The organism is Vibrio sp. Y10_XG_PY6, assembly GCF_024181795.1.
Classification (GTDB): domain Bacteria; phylum Pseudomonadota; class Gammaproteobacteria; order Enterobacterales; family Vibrionaceae; genus Vibrio; species Vibrio diabolicus.
In genome coordinates this window covers 26,625-48,590 of record NZ_JAMZAQ010000007.1, presented here as the reverse complement: position 1 = coordinate 48,590, position 21,966 = coordinate 26,625, and the positions used below count along the sequence as shown (strand labels likewise).

Below are 21,966 nucleotides of genomic sequence, written 5' to 3'. Positions count from 1 at the left end.
GAAAAAGGTCGCTAATCTTACTTGAAGCTGTGATTTAGGTCACGCCGAAACCGCATCAAGCGGAAACTTTTTTTCCCAAACTATAAATGCAATCAAATTGTAAAATACTCATGCCAATTATTAAGTTGTAGAACGTAAATATTACGTATACTTCTAGTGAGGGGCGTTTAAAACCATTGCATATGATTTAAGCGCGTTAGTACACGATTAGGATCAACACGGGTTTGCAGTAAGTTGTCTTGCTACTCGGTTGCACACTAACCGACATCAGCCCGACAACCTCTATTGCAAGCAATCAGAGTTAGGCCGCTTCACACCTATTTGAGAACGACCTAACCACTCGCATGCAGAGCCGTATTACGGCAAGGAGACGCTATGGGCGATACCGATCGGAAACTGTTTGTACTTGATACCAACATTCTTCTTCATGAACCCTTTGCCATCTTCTCTTTCCAAGAACACGATGTCGTTATCCCCATGACCGTGTTGGAAGAACTCGACCGAATCAAAGACAGCAAACGCGATGTCGCAAGAGATGCTCGCGTGGCTATTCGCGCTTTGGAAGATTTGTTTAAAGAAGCAACGCCCGATGAAATTTCTGAAGGTATTCCTGTTTCTAAAGACAGCCCCGACCAAGGCACCATTTCCATTTTGGCGGATTTTGAACTGCAGGAAACCGTCAAAGCCTTCGCCGACAAAGCCGGTGACAACCGTATACTCAATGCGGTGCTTTATCTGCAAAACAAACGAGCACCACGTGAAGTGGTACTGATCACGAAAGACATTAACATGCGTCTGCGCGCCAAAGGCGCTGGCGTACGTTTTGTTGAAGACTACCGAACCGATCAACTGATTGACGACATTCAATACCTCACCAAAGGCTTTCAACTGCGTGAGGGGGACTTCTGGAGTGATATTGAGGAAGTAGAAAGTTATGCGCTGGGCGGAAAAACCTATCACAAGCTCAGTCGTGAACCTTTTGAACCAACCTTTATTAACCAATATGTGATTGATGAAGACAGCGACTTTGCTGGCCGCGTAGAAACCATCAATGAAGACAAATTAACGTTACTCGACCTGAGCCGCGAACGCATGATGCACCGTAAGGCTTGGGACATCACACCAAAAAACATCTACCAAGGAATGGCGTTGGATGCCTTACTTGACCCGGATATTGACCTGGTGATTTTAACCGGTGCCGCTGGTAGTGGTAAAACGCTATTAGCCATGGCAGCAGCACTGGAGCAAACAATTGAAAAAGGCATGTTCGATAAAATTATCGTGACGCGTAACACGCCAGACATCGGTGAATCCATCGGCTTCCTACCCGGCTCAGAAGAGGAGAAAATGATGCCGTGGTTAGCGGCGGTGACCGATACCTTGGAAGCGCTACATAAACACGATCACTGCACTGAAGGCTCATTGAAGTACATCTGCGATAAAGCCAATATTCAGTTTAAATCGATCAACTTTATGCGTGGCCGTTCGATTCAAAATGCGTTTGTGCTGCTTGATGAGTGTCAAAACCTCACCGCTTCACAAATCAAAACCATCATCACCCGCTGCGGCGAAGGAACCAAAATCGTCTGCTCCGGTAACTTGGCGCAGATTGACTCCCATTACCTCACCCCTGTTACCTCTGGTTTGACCTACATGGTTGAACGCTTCAAGAACTTTGAAGGCAGCGCGAATATTCACCTTAACGGCGTGGTTCGTAGCCGCTTGGCAGAGTTTGCCGAAGAGAACCTATAGTCGACATCGACTCACAAAAACAAAAGAGCGCTCTAATAAGCGCTCTTTTTATAACGATTCGAATGAGTTACTCAGTACCACCCACCGTCAGTGAATCCAATTTCAAGGTCGGCTGACCAACGCCAACTGGCACACTTTGACCAGCTTTACCACATACGCCAACGCCCTTGTCGATACTTAAGTCGTTACCAACCATCGACACTTGCTGCATGGCTTCGATACCAGAGCCAATCAACGTCGCACCTTTAACAGGGCGCGTAATTTTGCCGTTTTCAATTGAGTACGCTTCCGATGCGGAGAACACAAACTTACCCGAAGTAATGTCCACCTGACCGCCACCAAAGTTTGGCGCATACAACCCTTTCTCTACCGTCGAGATGATTTCTTCTGGCGTATGTTCACCTGGAAGCATGTAGGTGTTGGTCATACGCGGCATCGGCAAATGTGCATACGACTCACGACGACCGTTACCTGTTGGGTTCACACCCATTAACCGCGCGTTTAGCTTGTCTTGCATGTAACCTTTCAGCACACCATTTTCGATAAGCGTGTTGTATTGGCCATTCACCCCTTCATCATCCACATTGAGTGAACCACGAAGGTCTTTTAATGTACCGTCATCAACAATGGTACACAGTGAAGACGTCACTTGTTGACCCATTTTGCCAGAGAAAACCGAAGATTCCTTACGGTTAAAGTCACCTTCTAAGCCATGACCTACCGCCTCATGTAGCAATACGCCTGGCCAACCTGAGCCCAATACCACTGGCATCATGCCTGCTGGCGCGGCTTCTGCTTCAAGGTTAACCAACGCCATGCGAATCGCTTCGTCTGCATAATGGAAAGCTTGTTTCACACCATTGCTTTCCGTTAAAAAGAAATCGTAACCAAAACGGCCACCGCCACCAGCGCTACCTCGTTCACGTCGTTCACCTTTTTGAGCGAGCACGCTAATAGACAAACGTACCAAAGGACGAATATCGCCTGCATAAGTACCGTCTGTTGCCGCAACAAGCATCTGCTCATGCACACCGCTGATGCTGATCGAGACTTCTTTAATCAATGGTTCTTTAGTGCGGATGTAAGCATCTAGAGACTTAAGTAATTCTGTTTTTTGCTGCTTTTCCCATTCAGCTAGTGGATTCACAGCCGCGTAGTACGCTTGGTTCTCCGTACGTTTAAACGCATGAACTTTGCCATTTTGCCCTTGCTGAGCAATACCGCGCGCCGCCATTGCACTCTGCTTCAGGCCTTCAGGCTGGATTTGATCAGAGTAGGCAAAGCCTGTTTTTTCGCCAGTTACGGCGCGGACACCAACACCACAATCAATGTTAAAAGAGCCATCTTTGATGATGCTGTCTTCTAGAACCAGAGACTCATGCCAGCTGGACTGAAAGTAAATGTCCGCATAATCGATCTGGCGTGTCGCAATGCTGGCAAGCGTGTCAGCAATGTCTTGTTCTGTCAGACCATTTGGGGCAAGGAGTGCCTGTTCTATTTGGTTTGTGCTCATAGTTAGCTCTTTTATTTCCGTCTCAATTCATTTTGAAAGCGACTGTGTTGAGTCAGCGGCATATTCTGCCTTACTTGTTGGCTTTGTGACAAATCTATCTCTGTCACTAACAAGCCTACTTCATCCTGAAGCTGCTTATGGATACGTCCCCAAGGGTCAACGACCATCGAGTGTCCCCATGTTTTTCGTCCACATGGATGCGTTCCAGTTTGTCCGCTTGCCAAAATCCAACATTGTGTCTCAATCGCTCTAGCTCGCAATAATACTTCCCAGTGAGCTTGCCCCGTCACAGCGGTAAACGCAGCAGGCACCACAATGATATCCGCGCCTTCTTGGCGTAATACTTTATAAAGCTCAGGGAAACGAAGATCGTAACAGATGCTCAATCCAACGCTGCCGATATCGGTTTCCGCCACGACTATTTGATTACCCGCCATAAACGTGTCCGACTCACGATAACTACCATAACCATCGGCTACGTCGACATCAAACATATGCAGTTTGTCATAGTGAGCAATGCATTTACCGTGCGGCGGCAATACAAGCGTTGTGGTCGTGACACCTTTTTCGGTTTGAATGGGCATGCTTCCGGCAATCAGTGTTAACTGGTTCTTTCTTGCGATTTCAGAGAGCCGCTGTTGAATCACGCCACTCCCAAGTGGCTCTGCATGTTGATGGTACGCTTCGCGGTTGGCAAACAGCACCGTATTTTCAGGGGTAAGGACAAGCTTGGCACCTTGCTTACTCGCCAAAGCACACTGTTTTTCAATAAAGTCCAGATTCGCAGTGATATCAGGACCCGATGTCATTTGAATAATGCCAACACGTTCCATGTGTTTCCTCCCTATTCCATTTTAGTCGGTGAGTTATTTGGCCTGTTCACGCAGCTTTTCTGGCAGTTTGTATTCACCTTTACTTCGAGAAATTTCTTTTACCGTTGGTGAATCTAGTGGGCCTTTCACTTCATAATTGACTTGAGTGAAGACCTCAACCACCGGAGAAATCACTGTTGAGATGGCCAAGACATACAACGCGGTTTGTGGCGCTACTGCAAACGCGGTCAGCATTGGTAGGCCTGATGTGATGTCTGGGGTGAACTTCACTTCCGCATCGACCATTCTGCTGTTCATATTGGCGATGCCGCGGATCTGCATTTCTCCTGCTAAGGCATCCATCACGATATCGTTGGTGATAAATACGCCATCTTGGATCTTGCCCGTGCCTGTGATCGAGTTAAACGCCATGCCTTTATCGAATACGTCGGTAAAGTCGAGCTGCATCTTACGGATAATAGAATCCAAGCTGAACAAGCCTAACAAGCGTGCCGCACCACTGACTTCACTGATCACGCCTTTACCAAATTCCGTTGAGACATTCCCTTGCAAGGTTTGTGTCTTCATCGACCAAGGCGCGCCGTCCCATTCCATATTGGCGTTGATCTCAAATGGTGCCTGCTGAATACCCGATGTGATACCAAAGCGCTCCATAAGATCAGTGTTGTTATCACCTTTCATTTTCATGGTTAAGTTGGAATGGCTACTCTCTTTTGTCAGATCCCACCAACCGCTCATATCAATGCGGTTTTTGCCGCTGCTAAAGGTGATATTTTTCCACTCCAAACGGTTCTCGCGACGCTGCAAATCAACATTCACCTTCCCCACTTTGTAACCTTGCAACCAAAAATCATCGATGTTCAAAGTTAAGTTTGGCATCTCAGCGTGAAACTGGCGGTCAAAATTGGTAATCAAAGGCGCGTTTTGATCCTCACTGGCAAAGAGCGAACTGCGCTCTTTGGTCATCTCTTCAAACCCTGGAATATACAGGTGCAAGTGCTCCAAAGAGACCGATAAGTCATACGGCTTCAGATAGTTAGCCTTACCTTTAACCTCTTGACTGTCCACATCGAGTTGCCAGCTCAAATTCTTTTTGCTTGCGGAGAAGTCCACATCATGAAACTCAATCCCACCAAGCTGCAAGTTTGACGTTTCAACATCAATCCGTGTAGGCAATGGAATGCTCGGCGTCTTCATGCTTGCCAGAACAGATGAGGATTGCTTACCTTCCGAGCCCTGAAGCAGCTCTGCCCACTGGTCTAAATTAAGCTCACCGACACGCACTGATGCATCGTGTCCGACAATAGGGCTGATCCTGAAACCACCTTTGCCGACCATTAAATGAGTCGCCGTCAGAACAGGTACCTCGCCAGTTATATCTATCTCGGTTTGATACTTAGCATTTGGGATCTGTAGTCTTGCTGAAATTCTTTCTTGGTTGCCGGATGCCTGTAGTTTTGCTTGCCCGGATTCGCCAACTTGTTTCGCTAGCGGATAGGGATATTGACTCGCTAAACGATTTAGCTGCGCCAACACATCAAGTTGATAGGTGAAGCCTACATCATTAAGTTGTAAGTCAATGTCCATTTGCCACGGCGCATGCCCAGAAACAAGCTTTAACCAACGCTCACCAACATAAGGTTTGAGAGGCTCTACGTCCCAATCCCCTAATGTATTAATCGTCACATTGTAGCCCTGTTCCGCACTCTCACCACGAAAATCGAGGGAGATAGGCTGGGTAAGCAACTCTGCAGACAAACCCGATGTGGTGACCACATCATTATCGAAGTGGATACGCCCTGTGGCTTTCTCCAGCGTCATTGGCGGCGCTTCAATATCGACACGATTTTCTGTTAAATCGGCATAACCCCAAGCACGGGACTCTTTTTCAAAATCAAACGGAATGTTGAGCTGGAACTCAGAGTAAACCGGACCACTCACTTGCAGCGCCGTCAACGCTGCCCCGACCGAGTCCACCAATGGCGTCGCCATCATGTAGTCACGAACTTCATTGCCCGGCGCGCTCGCTTTGGCTTCAATCTCAATGTGTCCACCTTCCGCCAACTCAGGAATTCGCCCGGTAATACGCTTTGCATGGACACCATTTAACGTGGCGGACTTTGAATCCAAATACATGGCATCATTTTCAAACAGCAAGTCCAGCTGCAGATCCGTGATGGTTGGCCACGCCGTATCAAAGCTAAATTTAGCGTCTTTTAAACCGACCCACGCCTGAAACATGCCATTATGATCTTTATAAGGAAAATCCCCTAACTCGCCATACCACAGCAGCTTAGCCGTATTAACTTTACCACCTTGAATCGCAGTCGATAGGTAATCCGTTAAGTCTTGTCCGAGTGCCAGAGTCGGCAGGTAACGCCATGTTTCACCTGCGTTATAGAGATCTGCTTCAGCATAAAACGATAAAAATGGGCTTTGTTCTTTTGGAAAATCAAGACGGAATGCACCTAGTACTTGAAGATCCGGTGTCGCAGCCGTCACTTTATCAGACCACAAGCGCCAGCCGCTCTCATCTTGCTGCCAGATAATATCGACTTCACCTTGTTTGATATTCAGCGGAGCTTGAAATACATCACCGTACGGAAATACATCATCAATGACGGTTACTTTCGCTTTTGCCTGATCTAAATTACCAGATACACTGCCCTGTACATGATGGAATCCTGGTAGCAGTTCCCATTGCGTCATCGCGAGTTCATCCAGTTCCGCGGAGTAGCGTAACGTGTCTAAACCACCGTTCATGGACAAGCGAACATCTTCAACTCGGCCTTTCGGTGCCAATTTGTTGATAAGGTCACTGGTCGATTCTGACTCTGGAGCCAATTTGATGAGCGGAATAAGTGCTTCGATATCGAGTTGAGAAAGGTTGAGCGTCCAACCATTCGGTTGCCAATCAAACGCTGCGTCTAATTCCGGCCAAGGGGTGTTGTCGGTTCGGATCCGAAGTGAGTGACCATTTACTTTCCAACCTTGTTTATCTGGTCGAAGATTGAAAATACCTGACTCGATAAACAGCTCATGACGACCGTTTTCATTCCACACCAGCTCAGAAGGTAATAGTTCAACATACGCATCATTCGGTTGGCTGTGTTTCAGCGTCAGCCAAGTGTTTAAACTGACCTTACCCGACTCAGCACCCGACTCTTCTTGCATGTAAGTGGTTAACCAAGGCGTCACTGAGACATCTTGGGCACTCACGTAAAACTCACCAGACACATCACGCAGCGAACCATGGTCTTTAAAGTTAGCGCTCACTAACAATGAATTCAGACGAACATCGGCAATGTTCACGGTGCCTTCTGCTAAGTGGTGCTTGCCTTGGTTGCTCCAACGGAGCTGCTCGATATCTAAACGGCGAGTCTCACCAGATACCGATTTATACCAAATCCGTGAGTCGGTAATGGTGAAGTCTTCAAACTGACGTAAAAGAAGTGAGTCGAGTTGGTCGATGAGCTTCACTTCGCTCTTGTCCACACTCGGCTCCTGCTCTTGACGACTAGAGGTCGGCAGAATGTCTACGGTATGAATATCCAGAGCGAGGTTATGAATGGTAAGGTCAGCAACCACCGGTTTGAGTTGCAAAAGAGATTGAATGAGATCGAATTCAATTTGGATTTCTTCAACGGCAAAGCGTGCATCCTGAATATTCGGCAGATTCGCTTCCAAACCGAGTAGCGCGATCGAGGGGTGATTATTGCGCCACGTCCCTGCGACGTTGGCGATAGAAAAGTCAAAACCTGTGTCCTGCTTGACCCAGGTTTTGATCTCATCTTGGAAGTGGTTAAGTTGTGGCAATGTGACGCGCAGTGTGGTTACTAATATGGCCAATAACACCAGTACAGTAACTAAACTCCACGCACAAAAACGCCCAAAACGGTTAACACCAGAATTCACAAATGTTCCAAATTACATCATTACGACGTCAAACTGTTCCTGAATGTACAGGGGCTCAGCCTGAACTCGCACTTGCTTGCCAATAAATACTTCGAGCTCAGCCAATGCATGAGACTCATCACCCAACAGCGCTTCAGCAACAAACGGCGATGCATATACAACAAAATTATCGGCGTCGTAAGCACGGTTTACACGAGTAATCTCGCGTAATATCTCAAAGCACACGGTTTCAACCGTTTTCACGCTACCACGGCCCTCACAAGTAGGACAGCCAGAACACAAGATATGTTCAATACTTTCTCGTGTGCGCTTACGCGTCATCTCGACTAAGCCGAGCTGAGTAAAGCCGTTGATGTTGGTTTTTACTCGGTCTTTAGCCAGTGCGGTTTCCAACGAGGTAAGCACTCGCTGACGGTGCTCTTCAGACGCCATATCGATAAAGTCGATGATGATGATGCCGCCGAGATTGCGCAAACGCAGCTGACGAGCAATAGCTTGCGTTGCCTCAATGTTGGTATTAAAGATGGTCTCTTCAAGATTACGACGACCAACAAATGCACCAGTGTTGATATCGATGGTGGTCATGGCTTCAGTTTGATCGATGATCAAGTAGCCACCCGACTTTAGCTCAACCTTGCGCTCTAAAGAACGCTGAATTTCATTCTCGGTGTCGTACATGTCAAAGATTGGCTTGTCACCTTCGTAAAGCTCAAGCTTGTCTGTTAACTCAGGTACATACTCAGAAGTGAATTCTTTCAGGTTTTCATATTCGAGGCGGGAGTCGACCATGATTTTATCGAGCTCTGTGCCGACAAAATCACGCAGAATGCGCTGGGCCAAACCAAGCTCACCGTAAAGCGTTGAACGCGTTTTGTATTTTGAACGACGCTCCATGACTTTTAGCCACAAGCGCTTAAGAAATGCCGCATCTTGAGAAAGCTCTTTTTCATCTGCGCCTTCCGCGGCGGTACGAATGATAAAACCACCGTGCTCATCACAGTAATGGTTCACCACTTTTTTCAGACGCTCGCGCTCTTTCTCACTCTCAATACGCTGCGAAACACCGACATGACTGGCACCCGGCATAAAAACAAGATAACGTGAAGGTAAGGTGATATCCGTCGTTAAACGCGCGCCTTTCGTGCCGAGCGGATCTTTGACCACTTGTACAACAATGTCTTGTCCCTGACGTACCAGCTCAGAGATATCACGGACTTGAAACTGCTGTTTTTCGTTCTCTGCCACACATTCGGTATGCGGGACAATATCTGACGCATGTAAAAACGCCGCTTTATCTAAACCGATATCAACGAAAGCCGCTTGCATACCTGGCAGTACTCGGCTGACTTTGCCTTTGTATATATTGCCCACAATGCCGCGACGCGATTCGCGCTCGATATGTATTTCTTGTAGTACTCCACCTTCAATCATGGCCACACGAGTTTCACTCGGGGTCACGTTAAGCAGCAATTCTGCACTCATGTGCACACCTCAAAACAATTATAAAAATTCTTGAATTAGCTGATCGGTTTCGAACAAAGGTAAGCCTACTACAGCCTGATAACTGCCTTCGATTCGGGTGACAAATCGCCCTCCGAGTCCCTGAATACCATAACTTCCAGCTTTATCGCATGGCTCTCCTGACTGCCAATATTGTTCGATTTCTTCGTGAGTCAGTTGTTTGAACCACACGTCAGTGGTGACGACCACTGAATGTTGTTGTTCCGATGATACGACGCTCACCGCAGTCATCACTTGATGACGACGGCCGGATAAGTCAGTAAGCATACGCTTTGAATCTTCAAAACTTTTTGGTTTTTCTAGCACACGGTCATCGCATACTACGACCGTGTCAGAGCCCAATACAACGGAATCAGGCTTAGCTAATGCTAAGCCTGCCTGAGCTTTTTCCAAAGAAAGACGCAGCACGTACTCTCGTGCCTGCTCATGAGCCTGTTTAGCTTCCTCAATATCAGGCAATACGATCTCAAAGTCATAACCTAGTTGAGCAAGCAGCTCTTTTCTTCTCGGAGAACCCGAAGCGAGAACGAGAGATAAGCTTTTCTTCACCGCTTTACCTTACGTGCCATGCACGACGAACTCGTCGCATTAATAAAAACATCCATGGCCAAAGTATACAGTTTATTGCTGCCGTCCACAGAGATAATGGATTAAATACTACGTCCTGGTTCAAATATTCCCCACAGAATATCAAAACTTCCAATAACGCAGTAAAAAAGGCAATTAAAATCGACTGTTGCCACAATGCCATGTTACGAATCAACAGGAAATTCAACGCCACCAGATAGATGACAATCGACATCATCATGCCGCGAATTCCAAGCGTTGAGCCGATCAAGATATCCCATAATAAGCCCAGCACTAGCGCGGTTCCAACGTTCACTCGGTGCGGCAGTGCCAACACCCAATAACACGTTACAAGGAACAACCATGATGGACGTAAAACATCTAACACACCTGGCCACGGAATGGTTTGCAACACCAGCGCAACGAAGAAACTGACACCAATCACCATTCGGCTGCTCACTACATTATTGGCCATCAGTTACCTCTTGTTCTTCTTGCTCTAACCCTTCATCCACATTGGATCGCAGCACTTTGTGTTGACGATCTTCATTCGGCCAAATCAGCAGTAGGTAACGTAAGCGATCAAACTCTACAACTGGCTCAGCTTTGATTGACGCAAACTCTTGGCGCGTATCGTGATCCACATTGGTAACCGTCGCGACTGGATATCCCTCTGGGTAAATTCCACCTAGGCCGGATGTCACCAATAGATCGCCAACCTGAATATCAGTACTGGTTGGAATGTGCTCCAGTTGGATTTCATCCATTTCACCATTGCCCGACGCGATCACTCGAATATCGTTACGGATCACCTGGACAGGAATCGCATTTTTCGCATCCGTTAGCAACAGAACACGTGCGTTGTGCGCTGCGACAAACGTGACCTGACCAACAATGCCTTTTTCGTTGATCACTGGCTGTCCGACGTACACACCGTCTATTTGTCCTTTATCAATCACCACTTGATGACGATAAGGTGAGGTATCAACCGCCATCACTTCTGTTACGACTTTCTTTTCATCCCGGACAAATGAAGAACCTAACAATTTGCGTAGACGTTGGTTTTCTTCTTTATATTGATCGAGCAAGATCAGCTCGCTTTTCAGGCGTAGCACTTCTCGCTTTAAGTTGCGATTGCCTTCAACTAATGCCTGACGAGTATTAAAACGTTCAAATACGCCATCGAACATGCTGCGAGGCAAATTGGCTGCGTATTGAATGGGCGCAACCATACTGTTCAATAAGTATCGGACGTTGGAAAACGTATCTAGACGACTATCAGCCAGCATTAAGCTCGCCGACACGATGACAGCAAAAAACAGACGTAATTGCAGAGACGGACCTCTGCCAAAAATCGGTTTCATCTTGTTTTTGACCTGATTGCTTCCATGATTATTGAGCCTTACTTGGCAACCTAAAAATACTTAAATAAATACTTTTAGGTATGGAGCATGTTTGAATTACAGAGAGAGCAGAAATGAAGGTGAAGCCCGACATGAGCTTCACCTAAACCTTTATTCTTCAGAGAACAGATCGCCACCGTGCATGTCGATCATTTCTAGTGCTTTACCGCCACCACGCGCAACACACGTTAGTGGATCTTCCGCGATAACCACAGGGATACCGGTTTCTTCCATTAATAGACGATCGAGATCTTTCAGTAGCGCGCCACCACCAGTCAGAACCATGCCGTTTTCAGAAATGTCTGAAGCAAGCTCTGGTGGACACTGCTCAAGTGCAACCATGACTGCTGAGACGATGCCAGATAGCGGCTCTTGAAGCGCTTCTAGGATCTCGTTTGAGTTCAGGCTAAAGCTGCGTGGCACACCCTCTGCAAGGTTACGACCGCGAACTTCAATCTCTTGAACTTCATCGCCAGGGTAAGCAGAACCGATTTCGTGTTTGATCTTTTCAGCCGTTGCTTCACCAATTAAGCTGCCGTAGTTACGACGTACGTAGTTGATCACGGCTTCATCAAAGCGGTCACCACCGATACGTACAGACGATGAGTAAACCACACCGTTTAGAGAGATAACCGCAACTTCAGTTGTACCACCACCGATATCGACCACCATTGAACCTGTCGGCTCAGATACGCGCAGGCCTGCACCAATTGCTGCCGCCATTGGCTCGTCGATTAGGTAAACTTCACGCGCGCCAGCACCGAGTGCTGATTCACGAATCGCGCGACGCTCAACTTGGGTAGAACCGCAAGGAACACAAACAAGAACACGTGGGCTTGGCTTTAGGATGCTGTTGTCATGCACTTGTTTGATAAAGTGCTGAAGCATTTTTTCGGTTACGTAGAAATCAGCGATTACGCCGTCTTTCATTGGGCGGATAGCGGAAATGTTGCCAGGTGTACGACCAAGCATCTGTTTTGCTGCGTGACCGACTGCAGCAACGCTTTTTGCAGAACCTACACGATCTTGACGAATAGCAACTACAGAAGGTTCATCAAGGACAATTCCTTGCCCTTTTACGTAAATTAGAGTGTTGGCTGTACCTAAATCGATAGATAGATCGTTAGAAAACATGCCACGAAGTTTCTTAAACATACTCTTCGCTCATCCTGCAAAAATATAGAAGACAAAAATTGCTCTAAATGTACCAATGCCTCGCTGTCACAGCAAGGTATTGGTACACAAACATGAGCAGAAAGCCTCAATTTCTTGCAGTTTCCTAACTTAAGGCCAAAAACCTAAGTTGTTACTGTCCGGTTAACCCTGGCTCACCACGGTAAATCACACGGTCATTACCACGGTGAATACCGAAGGTGACGACGGAAGATGGGTTTTCTTCACCAGCTTTCTTATTATCCCAGTTGTACTTGAGCCAAGGTAAGCCATTTTTTGAATCATCAAGATCTAACCAAACGCGCGTTTGCTGACGGTTAGATTCAGCTTCTGTGGCTTCAATAGAACGAGAACGACCAGCGATCACTTTGCCGCCTGCACTCAATGCCACATCGACATCCTGAGCGACGCCATCTGTATTTTTCTTTTCAGACCAAACCAGCTCTTGTTTTTCTTTAACGCCTGAAACATCCGTTTGGCTGTCATCTAAGTTGAGAGTGAAACGTTCACCATTCCAGTATTCTACTCTTAGAGGGATATGTAAGGTCGAACCCTGATTTCCACCAACATCATCAAGAGCTATACGACCAAAGCGAATGTCTGGCTGAACACTGAGTTTGCCCTGTCCAATATTTGTAGGATCACTATTCTCTTCCACACCCATAATCGAAATATTGGTATCTGATCTCGCTTCATTTAAATTGAAAGGACCATCTGCATAAACTTCACTTACTAATTGCTTATTATATATTAAACCATCATCTTTGGTCCCTATAAATCGGCCAACACTGCGTCCCGAACCTAATGCACTATCCCATTCACTACTATAAGATGGCCATGCAACAAACCTTGAAGATCTGACGGTATCATTTTCAAATAAAGCAAACTGCGCTTGATGAGCATCAAAGTAGGCGTAGTTTTGTAAAGGCGCTCCATTACTCGCAAATGCCTCAACAAAAAATTCTTTAACGCCGAATCCTTGTCCCATATACACGAAACTCTGGTCTCCATAAGACCAAGAATTGCTAGGAGCCAACGAACTTAACGATGGATTACCAACGACACTGAATAGACCAGGATAAATGCGACCAATCGTGGTTTTCCCATCCTGAATTTTAAACGCTTCGCTGTCCAAATATTTTGACTTTCCGTTAGTTCCCTCTGGAGCTTTCACGGTGATAGTAAAAGCGCCTACATCGAATACAGATTGATTTAAGTTTAATACCCCATTTGCCCAAAAACTTTCAGCAGGAAGTGTTGGATGAAGCAAAGCGCCAGAGCGAGCATTTGGTGAATTAGGGTATTTTACATCAATGCCAAACTCCATATGTGGTTCAGCATAGCTCTTCGTCACTTCCCCTAAAGCGTTTCGAGCAATAACTTTTACTCCAAATTCATCAGTTGCTGCAACAAACCCATCGGAGCATCCCTTATCAACCCCTATACAGGTTCCACTAGCGCCATCCGTTAACCTAGACGTGTCTATATCAAAATAGTCAGGAAAACTAACGAACGTGGCACTATTTTCAGCACTATCATCTGCAACCCGAGCAAGTAAGGTAACTTTACCCGCATCGTTATAATTCACATCAAGGTCAATTTTTCCACGCTCAAAGTGCACATCTTGCACTTTCTTCCATGTTGATTTATCAAGCGACACCTCAGACTCCCCGACTCTAACGGATAGAGGTTCACTTATAACGCTATTATTCGAAAGCTTAAACTCGACATCTTTTCTCACTTCAATATCTTGTTCTGAGCTTGTTTCACACAAAGCTAAAGAAGCGCCGGTACTGTAATCACCTCTCAAGTGCCCTTGTCCATCGAAGAAAGATAACGCGGCAATCTTGTCAGGCACAAATAAGTTTAACGCGTGATCAAAACGAATCTCACATTTATCATCAAATTGGCCACTATCAGATAACTTACATTGCACGGGTTTAAAGTTATATTGTGGGATTGAACTGTACGCTATACCCAAATTAGCCACATCAGCCCCAAGGGATTGAATCTGAAGTTTTTTTTCATTCCTAAGCTCAAATCTCCCATTTAGCTCATGACCATTCGCGTCTAACCACTTAGCTCCTGGGATATCTTCTAATTGAACCATTAAAGGCTCAAGAGCTTCCACTTTACCAGCGGCATTTGATGGATAAGTTAAATCGCAGAATTCATCCAAACACGCTTTCAATACAACCTGTTGGGATGAGCAAACATCACCAGAACTGACATATTCAAATCGAAAGTGATCAATACCATCTACAATTTTGTTTACGTCTTCTGCACAAACCTGAAAATTATCAATCTCATGGTTGTTTTTTGCTCCACCCGTTGATGCGGTGACAGATAAACGTAAGTTCTCAGGTTTACTCACAACATTTACATATCTTGTGACATCAAGAGCGGAAAGTAAGCTATCCCAATCCCCACCACCAATTTGACGATATACATTAAGTAAGACTTTTTCTTCACCATTAGCATCCAAACGGGTCGTAATTTCTATTTGATAACGATGTACTGTTGTTGGTCGTTCATCAATATTAATCCGCTTATCAGACGATATAGATTTGATAAATTGATATCCATCTAGCCAAGTCCCATCATTCTTCTTAATGCCAGGACCGCGAATGGCTATATTATTCTTTATTCGGTTTCCATACTTCCTAACTGGAGCTCCTTGAAGTTCATAATTGCCATATTCATCAATACCAATACCTAACCAACCACCAGCAAAACCTTCGATATCACGGGTCACATTGGGATCATCGGTGTATTGCGACTTCAGCTTAACACCATAACCAAGAGGCCCACCGAAAGCCCCTGCACTTGGAGGAACATTTGCATCAGAGAAAACAAGAGCGATGCCATCACCACCGTCACTACTCCCATGTACATAATGCTCAAAGTCAATCAAAATGTAGTTATCACTCATTGGAAACGTGTAGTTGTAAGCGGCAGCTGTTGATTGGTTGTTGAGGTTCTTTGTTAATCTGAATCGACCATTACTGGTAACATATGGCAACTCACTACCGTCTAAACCAGTGATCGACCAATTCTCGATAGATGATGCATTGCTAAACTCCTCTTTATCTAATTCATGACATTTATCAATTGGTGGGGGTTCAGGAATAAATTCCGGACACAAAGAAGTGATTGTTTCAATAGGACACGCTCCATCTGTCTGCGATGGCTGACATGTTGGGTCATCAATACCGCAATATATTTTTTCTTTATGAAAATCATATGAATTATCATCAGACCACACAACACCACAAACTGATGAATTTTTAACAGTCGCTTCACCATGAGAATGAATGGCATGGGTTAAGGCGTAAATGCCCCTATTTTTATTTTCTTTCGAATTATTTAATAGCACTTCATGACCTTGTGATACGACAGAACCACATACGAGCGAATTTTTTATATCTACTTTGTTTCTCGCCCAAATGTTGCCATGAATCTCATTGCTATTGCCACTTCCCTCAAGAATTACCTCTTCACCTTCACTCGTCACATTGCCTGTCACTTTTGTTTTCTGAAGTGTAATTTTACTTAACGCCCAAACATCGCCTTGAATTTCATTCCCACCTTGCTCCGTTTTAACTTCACCACCTTGACTTGTAACTGCTCCATCTACTTGAGTTTTTTTAAGTGTAATATTGCCGCTAGCTGTTACGTTACCATTGATAATATTGGGACCTTGTTCGGTTTTTATCTCACCTTTACTTGTCACGTCACCTTCAACTGTTGCTCCTTTAAACGTAATATTTCTATCAGCGGTGACATTACCAATAATAATATTGGTATCTTGTTCGGTTTTTACCTCACCGATACTGAATAAGTTAATAGGCACATTTGATTTGCCGATATAATTATTACGTTTGAGCAGAATCTCTCCCCATGAGCGAATAGACATTTCGCTATCAGACACAATGGTATCACCGCTATTTAACATGAGACCGTTAGGGCATACGTAGGTTGTAGGTATAGGCTCCCTAGAGTCCTTGCCCTCTAGGTAACCGTTACTACATAAATTATCCGCATCTTTAGGCATCCACCCATCAAACTTCCACCCCCACCAGCGGTAAGTCGCCTCTGGTGTAATATCGTACTCTTTTGCGAGGACGTTAGCCGTACTCATCATCCATATCAGGGCAAAGCAAATCAGTTTTTTCATTCTTGTTATTACTCCCGAACCCAAATCTCTTGCTGGCGCTCAACTTGCGATAAGCCCGAGCCACAAACGGCCGTAGCTTGCACCCTAAATAATGACTCTGCTGCAGACGTGTCTGCGTTCAGAGTACCTAACTTTACGCAACTAATTGAGTTAAGCCTGCATCCTGTCCCTTGTGTTACATTTGGCGCGGCACCGCTCACCTGATTTTTGCAGAGTGTCGCGACGCTATCACTCATACCATTGAGTGGATACAACCTTGTCAGTGCCCACTCATTTGCAGATTGAGCAACAAACCAAGCTTTTGTTCCCAAAAACTCTCTTGTTAATCCGCTTTGGTTCGACCATGTCACTTTCATTAAAGAGGAAGCCAAATATCCCATCACAATAATGACGAACAACACGATGATTAGTACATTTCCGATGGAGTTTCTTCTACGGGACATTGAGCACCTGCACATCTTGTTGATACACACTACGTTCACCATCCTGCTCAAACTCTAAATTGATATGAACTAAACCACCTCGTTGCAGAGTTGGCTCTAGGTAACGCATACCACTTACGGACGTATCGACACTATCCGCAACCGTAATACCATTTCGCGTAACTCGCTTGGTATCAAAACAGTAGCGAACCTCCGACTTTTCTTGATAAATATAAAGACGGCTAGAAACAGAGGAGCCCGTAATCGTACTTGCCCCCCCACTAACAACAAAAACCTTACCTGTTTTAGCTAAACCACCAATGGCTATATTTCGCGAAGAAGTTGATTGTAAATCTTCATATCGGCTCGGATTTATCACCATCCTGCGATTCGCAGGAATAGGATTAAGCGTTGAGTCATTACCTAGCAAAAATTCTAAGTCATTATTCTTAAAAGTGTAAAAACCAGAATATTCAATCGGCACAAACTCTAGACAATTAGTTGTTCCTTTTGGCACATGAAAACTATTAGGTACAGCATGGCGGATTTCACGCGTCATCTTTTCTAAAACAAACTGAGCCTGTGTTTGTATTCGTTGGCGCTCGATAGTATCAGCGTAACCTTTCATTCCTAACTGGACATACCCAGCTACCCCCAACATGATGAAGCTGCCGACCACAATCGTAACTATCATTTCCATTAAGGTGAAACCACGATCTTTCATCAGTAGTTCCCCTTAATAGCTGTTAAAGTAAGGGGCTGCGTGTTCCCCGCAAAAATCCTTAATGTTACTTTTTTGTATTCGGTTATTTCATCGGGAGCTTTATCCGTCAGATCATCATAGGCAACGCTAACTTCTAATCTAAAGTTTTTGTACTGCTCTGTACTGTCCGCACCAAGTACATCACTGATATTCCCTCTAGAGGCACCATCACACTGAGAAGCTGTTGTAGATGTGCTCCAACACCCGATATAGTCATCGACATCATTGAAATCACTAGGCGTTGTTTCCAAGGAACCGTCTAGTCTTTTATCCGCACCTAATTTATTTACGTCAGTGCAGCTCACTCCATTCTCACCACATCGAATGGTGCCGCCATCAAAATCACTGTTTTCATCAAAGCCTCGCGCCAATATCTGAGACATAAAACCTTGGCCTAATGCGGCGGCGCGGGTTTGATAATGAGGAATAGCTGAATCTCGAATTTGAGGGACAAGAAAAGAAGTAAACGCCACCATCGCAATGCCCATTAAAACGATTGCAATGATCATTTCAATCAAAGTCATGCCGCTAGATTTCTTCATGAGCATGTACCTTTAGAAACATAACCTTGAGAATTAATTTCAACTTGGCAGCGGCTTCGACCATGCTTAGCTTCAATTAAGATGTTTACAGCACCACTTACAGGATTGCCGAGAAGGTTAAAATTAATTGTATTTGCGGCACCGCTGATAACGGAAAACTTTGCGGACTTATCGATAACCACGTCACTACGGGCATCTTGTGTACTACCTGTTAGTGCACAGGCAGCAACCGAACCAATACATGAGCTAGAAACTTGTAAACGAAAATTGTTGTCAGGACTTGCAACATTAGACTGCATACGATTCACCTGTACTTGGCGAATTACAGAAATCACGCGTTCTTGTAATGCATATGCAGAGAAACTGCCAGAGCCCATAAAACGGCTGGCTGCAAAAAGTGAAAGGATAGAGAGGAGAACAATCACGAGGATTAACTCCATTAACGTGAACCCTAATGCAGAGCTGCGAATTTTCATAACCCAACCTTAGGCTTAGAACAAGCGAGATAAGTATACGATGAAATTATGAGATTAATGATAGGTTTATAATTTTTCGATTCGAAGTGTGAACAGACGAACAAATAACCAATGTCTAGTTATTTTGCCCTTTTGAACGACCAATCTCTTCTTCAATTCGATCGTAAGTTTCTTTATTGCTCAATGTTTCAGAAACATGCTCCGCGGTTTGCTTGGTTTGCTCCCACTTTGCTTCGTAAGTTTCTGGTTCAAAGCTGATAAATCTTGGTAATACCACATAACCGACTACACCTAAGATAATCAGTACAACCACAAACTCTATTGCACTAAGACCCGATGATTTACGCATATGAACTATTCCGAGATTAATCAAAATAAAGAGATAAAGGCCAGCAATAAAACTGACCTTCTTGAACATACTTTTAACACTTATCGTCAACAATTACCGTTTTAGCTGCTTTGTCAGCTGTATTGCCCGTAGCCTCGATATAAGCCACATAACAACCAGTTGTTTTTTCTTCATTATCTAACTCTGCTACATCTAACTTCCAGCCTTCAGTATCTCTACCTTCAAATGTAAATGCTGTACTAGCATTAGTAAGCGAAAACTCTTTCCAATCATCAGTTAAACCTGTTACAGCAACATCTAGACCTGCCTCTGTTGGGTAGCCATATGCTAGTGCAATACCTTCAACGCTTGCTTTGGCATTACCTTTTTCTAACCCCTCAACTCCCTCAACAGCAGCTTTACCATATGTGATACCCGCAGCACCATCAATGGCCCCCTTCAAACCTTGTAATGAAGCTTTACGAGCATCATCTTGCAGGTTAAGGAAACGTGGTGCTGCAGTGACCGCTAGAATACCTAGGATTACAATTACCACTACCAATTCGATAAGGGTGAAACCACCTTGTCTTTTCATTGTTTACTCTCTCTATGTAAGCATGCAGTACAACTGCAAAGTTTCGTTTAGGTCACGCGACCATTTTGGATAATGTCAAAACGGTTTGGGGCAGCAACGTTCACTAAAACTGACCGTGAAGTGGATACTGTATCTACCGCTTGAGCAGAATGACGATTCGCCATTATTCAGTTCATGCTGCAATGAGAAAAACACATTATTGTTTACCCTCTATTACAGCGTCTTACTTATGGTAATGATTGCATTATACCGACTTTGATTACCAATTATAGTGATTAGGTGTCAAAAAATTCACTCCGCCGACATTTCGACGTCTATTTTCAGTTGATTAGCTGTTGAAATAACTACAATCGACTGACCATTTTCATAAGTATAGTGACAGACATAACGATCAGTTTTAATGGCTCCACTGATATCTATTAACTTATTGGTCATTATTTTACGTTGTGGATAATGCACTGCTAGCCAATAACCACAATCTAAAACACCTTGCTGAGTAAAGGGAGACACTAGCCCGCCCTCAGTCATGGTGAGGTTAAAACCATCCATCAGCATATGTTTTGGCTCGCCTTGTACTAGCCAAGCTTGACGATAACGCTGAACACTATCTTGCATCCAAACTCTCGCCAACTTCGCTCCAGTAACTTGCGCCTGCTCGGTGACAGGACGTAATTTGACCGCCAAGCCAACAGCAATGATGGTAGCAATTACCCCAAAAAAGATTAGCGTCGCTCGACTTTGATTTTCAACCACCTATTAGCCGCCTTTGATGATGTCTAGCATTCCCCACATTGGCAGGAAGATACCCAGTGCCAGCACCATGACCATGCCTGCGACAATCACCAAAAGTAGCGGTTCTATTCTTGCAGTCAGTGTTTTTAGATCGTAATCAACTTCTCGATCGTAAAAATCCGACACTTCTAGCAGCAGCTCATCAATACGACCGGTTTCTTCCCCTACCGCAATCATCTGAATCACCAATGGGGTGAAGATTTTACTGTTGATAGCGGTAACCGAGATGGTGCTACCCGCTTCAATCGCGGATTTCATATCAAGAATTCGATTTTCTAAAAAGCGGTTCCCCAGAGCTTCCCCAGCTAAAGCTAAAGACTGGTTAAGTGGAACGCCTGACTTAAGCATCAACGAGAAGGTTCTGGCAAAACGGGAAAGCTGCGCGCGATTAACGATATCGCCCACAATTGGAAGCCGAAGCCGAAACTTATCGAACTTTTCCCGACCATCAGCCGTCGCCACCCAGGCTCTGAAAACCGCAAACGCGCCAATCATTGCCACAATCAACAACACCCAATAATTAACAAAGAAATTAGAAGTAGCGATCAAAATACGCGTCGGCAGTGGTAACTCAACACCAAAGCGCGTAAACATCGATGCAAACTCAGGGATCACCAAGATATTCAATATAAACATGGCGATGGTGATAAAGATAATGACAAACGTCGGATAACGCATCGCCGCTTTGATGCGTTTGCGAGTCTCGAGTTCCTGCTCGTAGTAATTCGCCAGTTGCAATAGCGCTTGATCGAGTCGACCCGTATTCTCACCTACGTTGATCATAGAAACGAACAGTGGGCTGAATACTTTGCTGTGTTGCTGCATCGCAGAAGACAAACCTCGGCCATTACTCAGTTCAGAAACGACATCTTCCAGTGCCTCTTTGAGCTGTTTGTTTTCACAATTTTGCAGCAGGCCACGCATAGAACGCAGCAACGGTACGCCCGCTTTAGTTAAGCTAAACAACTGGCGAGAGAAAAGAATGATCACTTCCAATGGAATGGCTGGCACAAATAGCTTAGACAAGCTCATTTGGCTTTTTGTCGACTCTTTCTCTAACCGCACATTGAGCGGGATGATCCCTTTGTTCATCAACGCTTCCGCTGCAGCTTCTGAGCTCACTGCCTCGATTTTGCCGTTAGTGGATGAGCCGTCTAGAGTACGACCTTGATAACGAAAAGTTGGCATTCACTT

At 45.0% G+C, this 21,966-nt stretch carries 18 protein-coding genes; 1 reads left to right on the top strand and 17 read right to left on the bottom strand.

Annotation, left to right across the window (positions count from 1 at the left end):
* Positions 1–375 precede the first annotated feature (375 nt).
* Positions 376–1,752 (top strand): PhoH family protein, encoded by a 1,377-nt coding sequence (locus NL644_RS21825; protein ID WP_006742346.1) that lies wholly within the window; start codon positions 376–378, stop codon positions 1,750–1,752.
* A 67-nt stretch (positions 1,753–1,819) separates the two neighbouring features.
* Here the strand turns inward: NL644_RS21825 and tldD are convergent, their stop codons facing one another.
* From tldD to NL644_RS21740, 17 genes are all read right to left on the bottom strand, one after another.
* A complete protein-coding gene (tldD, locus tag NL644_RS21820; RefSeq protein ID WP_253658787.1) occupies positions 1,820–3,265 on the bottom strand; it encodes a metalloprotease TldD in 1,446 nt (481 codons plus the stop codon).
* 11 nt (positions 3,266–3,276) lie between these two features.
* On the bottom strand, positions 3,277–4,098 hold the full coding sequence (locus tag NL644_RS21815) for a carbon-nitrogen hydrolase family protein (RefSeq protein ID WP_253658786.1): 822 nt from the start codon (positions 4,096–4,098) through the stop codon (positions 3,277–3,279).
* Between the two features lie 33 nt (positions 4,099–4,131).
* A complete protein-coding gene (locus NL644_RS21810; RefSeq protein ID WP_253658785.1) occupies positions 4,132–8,013 on the bottom strand; it encodes a YhdP family protein in 3,882 nt (1,293 codons plus the stop codon).
* 12 nt (positions 8,014–8,025) lie between these two features.
* Entirely contained in the window at positions 8,026–9,495 is a 1,470-nt protein-coding gene (rng, locus tag NL644_RS21805; RefSeq protein WP_005381138.1) for a ribonuclease G, read from the bottom strand.
* An 18-nt stretch (positions 9,496–9,513) separates the two neighbouring features.
* Positions 9,514–10,083: a Maf family protein gene (locus NL644_RS21800; protein WP_253658784.1), complete on the bottom strand. Its 570-nt coding sequence runs from the start codon at positions 10,081–10,083 to the stop codon at positions 9,514–9,516.
* 4 nt (positions 10,084–10,087) lie between these two features.
* Positions 10,088–10,576, bottom strand: coding sequence for a rod shape-determining protein MreD (gene mreD, locus NL644_RS21795; protein WP_012841380.1), 489 nt, complete (start codon positions 10,574–10,576; stop codon positions 10,088–10,090).
* Positions 10,566–11,465 (bottom strand): rod shape-determining protein MreC, encoded by a 900-nt coding sequence (gene mreC / locus NL644_RS21790; protein WP_005396268.1) that lies wholly within the window; start codon positions 11,463–11,465, stop codon positions 10,566–10,568. The genes mreD and mreC overlap by 11 nt, the downstream gene beginning before the upstream one ends.
* A 150-nt stretch (positions 11,466–11,615) precedes the next feature.
* Positions 11,616–12,659: a rod shape-determining protein gene (locus NL644_RS21785; RefSeq protein ID WP_005381144.1), complete on the bottom strand. Its 1,044-nt coding sequence runs from the start codon at positions 12,657–12,659 to the stop codon at positions 11,616–11,618.
* Between the two features lie 151 nt (positions 12,660–12,810).
* Entirely contained in the window at positions 12,811–16,854 is a 4,044-nt protein-coding gene (locus NL644_RS21780) for a DUF6701 domain-containing protein (RefSeq protein WP_147269931.1), read from the bottom strand.
* Between the two features lie 8 nt (positions 16,855–16,862).
* Positions 16,863–17,297: an MSHA biogenesis protein MshP gene (locus NL644_RS21775; RefSeq protein WP_114323988.1), complete on the bottom strand. Its 435-nt coding sequence runs from the start codon at positions 17,295–17,297 to the stop codon at positions 16,863–16,865.
* The gene (locus NL644_RS21770) at positions 17,287–18,000 is read right to left on the bottom strand and encodes a PilW family protein (RefSeq protein ID WP_114323987.1); all 714 of its coding nucleotides are present in this window, start codon (positions 17,998–18,000) and stop codon (positions 17,287–17,289) included. Before NL644_RS21770 ends, NL644_RS21775 begins: the two co-directional genes overlap by 11 nt.
* Positions 18,000–18,581: a prepilin-type N-terminal cleavage/methylation domain-containing protein gene (locus NL644_RS21765; protein ID WP_114323986.1), complete on the bottom strand. Its 582-nt coding sequence runs from the start codon at positions 18,579–18,581 to the stop codon at positions 18,000–18,002. The genes NL644_RS21770 and NL644_RS21765 overlap by 1 nt, the downstream gene beginning before the upstream one ends.
* Positions 18,578–19,057, bottom strand: a complete 480-nt coding sequence (locus NL644_RS21760) for a type II secretion system protein (protein ID WP_114323985.1) — start codon at positions 19,055–19,057, stop codon at positions 18,578–18,580. Before NL644_RS21760 ends, NL644_RS21765 begins: the two co-directional genes overlap by 4 nt.
* Positions 19,058–19,172: 115 nt before the next feature.
* Positions 19,173–19,406: a hypothetical protein gene (locus NL644_RS21755; protein WP_005481019.1), complete on the bottom strand. Its 234-nt coding sequence runs from the start codon at positions 19,404–19,406 to the stop codon at positions 19,173–19,175.
* A 73-nt stretch (positions 19,407–19,479) separates the two neighbouring features.
* Complete coding sequence (locus NL644_RS21750; protein WP_114323984.1) at positions 19,480–19,980, bottom strand: prepilin-type N-terminal cleavage/methylation domain-containing protein; 501 nt, start codon at positions 19,978–19,980, stop codon at positions 19,480–19,482.
* A gap of 291 nt (positions 19,981–20,271) precedes the next feature.
* Positions 20,272–20,733: an MSHA biogenesis protein MshF gene (locus tag NL644_RS21745; RefSeq protein WP_253658783.1), complete on the bottom strand. Its 462-nt coding sequence runs from the start codon at positions 20,731–20,733 to the stop codon at positions 20,272–20,274.
* 3 nt (positions 20,734–20,736) lie between these two features.
* Complete coding sequence (locus tag NL644_RS21740; protein ID WP_253658782.1) at positions 20,737–21,960, bottom strand: type II secretion system F family protein; 1,224 nt, start codon at positions 21,958–21,960, stop codon at positions 20,737–20,739.
* Positions 21,961–21,966: the final 6 nt, after the last annotated feature.

What these genes read in the sequence shown, in the direction of transcription:
- NL644_RS21825 (WP_006742346.1), top strand. Translation starts at nt 376, where the DNA reads ATGGGCGATACCGATCGGAAACTGTTTGTACTTGATACCAACATTCTT.
- NL644_RS21740 (WP_253658782.1), bottom strand. Translation starts at nt 21,960, where the DNA reads ATGCCAACTTTTCGTTATCAAGGTCGTACTCTAGACGGCTCATCCACT.
- rng (WP_005381138.1), bottom strand. Translation starts at nt 9,495, where the DNA reads ATGAGTGCAGAATTGCTGCTTAACGTGACCCCGAGTGAAACTCGTGTG.
- NL644_RS21780 (WP_147269931.1), bottom strand. Translation starts at nt 16,854, where the DNA reads ATGAAAAAACTGATTTGCTTTGCCCTGATATGGATGATGAGTACGGCT.
- tldD (WP_253658787.1), bottom strand. Translation starts at nt 3,265, where the DNA reads ATGAGCACAAACCAAATAGAACAGGCACTCCTTGCCCCAAATGGTCTG.
- NL644_RS21750 (WP_114323984.1), bottom strand. Translation starts at nt 19,980, where the DNA reads ATGAAAAGACAAGGTGGTTTCACCCTTATCGAATTGGTAGTGGTAATT.
- NL644_RS21755 (WP_005481019.1), bottom strand. Translation starts at nt 19,406, where the DNA reads ATGCGTAAATCATCGGGTCTTAGTGCAATAGAGTTTGTGGTTGTACTG.
- NL644_RS21765 (WP_114323986.1), bottom strand. Translation starts at nt 18,581, where the DNA reads ATGAAGAAATCTAGCGGCATGACTTTGATTGAAATGATCATTGCAATC.
- NL644_RS21785 (WP_005381144.1), bottom strand. Translation starts at nt 12,659, where the DNA reads ATGTTTAAGAAACTTCGTGGCATGTTTTCTAACGATCTATCTATCGAT.
- mreC (WP_005396268.1), bottom strand. Translation starts at nt 11,465, where the DNA reads ATGAAACCGATTTTTGGCAGAGGTCCGTCTCTGCAATTACGTCTGTTT.
- NL644_RS21760 (WP_114323985.1), bottom strand. Translation starts at nt 19,057, where the DNA reads ATGAAAATTCGCAGCTCTGCATTAGGGTTCACGTTAATGGAGTTAATC.
- NL644_RS21775 (WP_114323988.1), bottom strand. Translation starts at nt 17,297, where the DNA reads ATGTCCCGTAGAAGAAACTCCATCGGAAATGTACTAATCATCGTGTTG.
- mreD (WP_012841380.1), bottom strand. Translation starts at nt 10,576, where the DNA reads ATGGCCAATAATGTAGTGAGCAGCCGAATGGTGATTGGTGTCAGTTTC.
- NL644_RS21770 (WP_114323987.1), bottom strand. Translation starts at nt 18,000, where the DNA reads ATGAAAGATCGTGGTTTCACCTTAATGGAAATGATAGTTACGATTGTG.
- NL644_RS21815 (WP_253658786.1), bottom strand. Translation starts at nt 4,098, where the DNA reads ATGGAACGTGTTGGCATTATTCAAATGACATCGGGTCCTGATATCACT.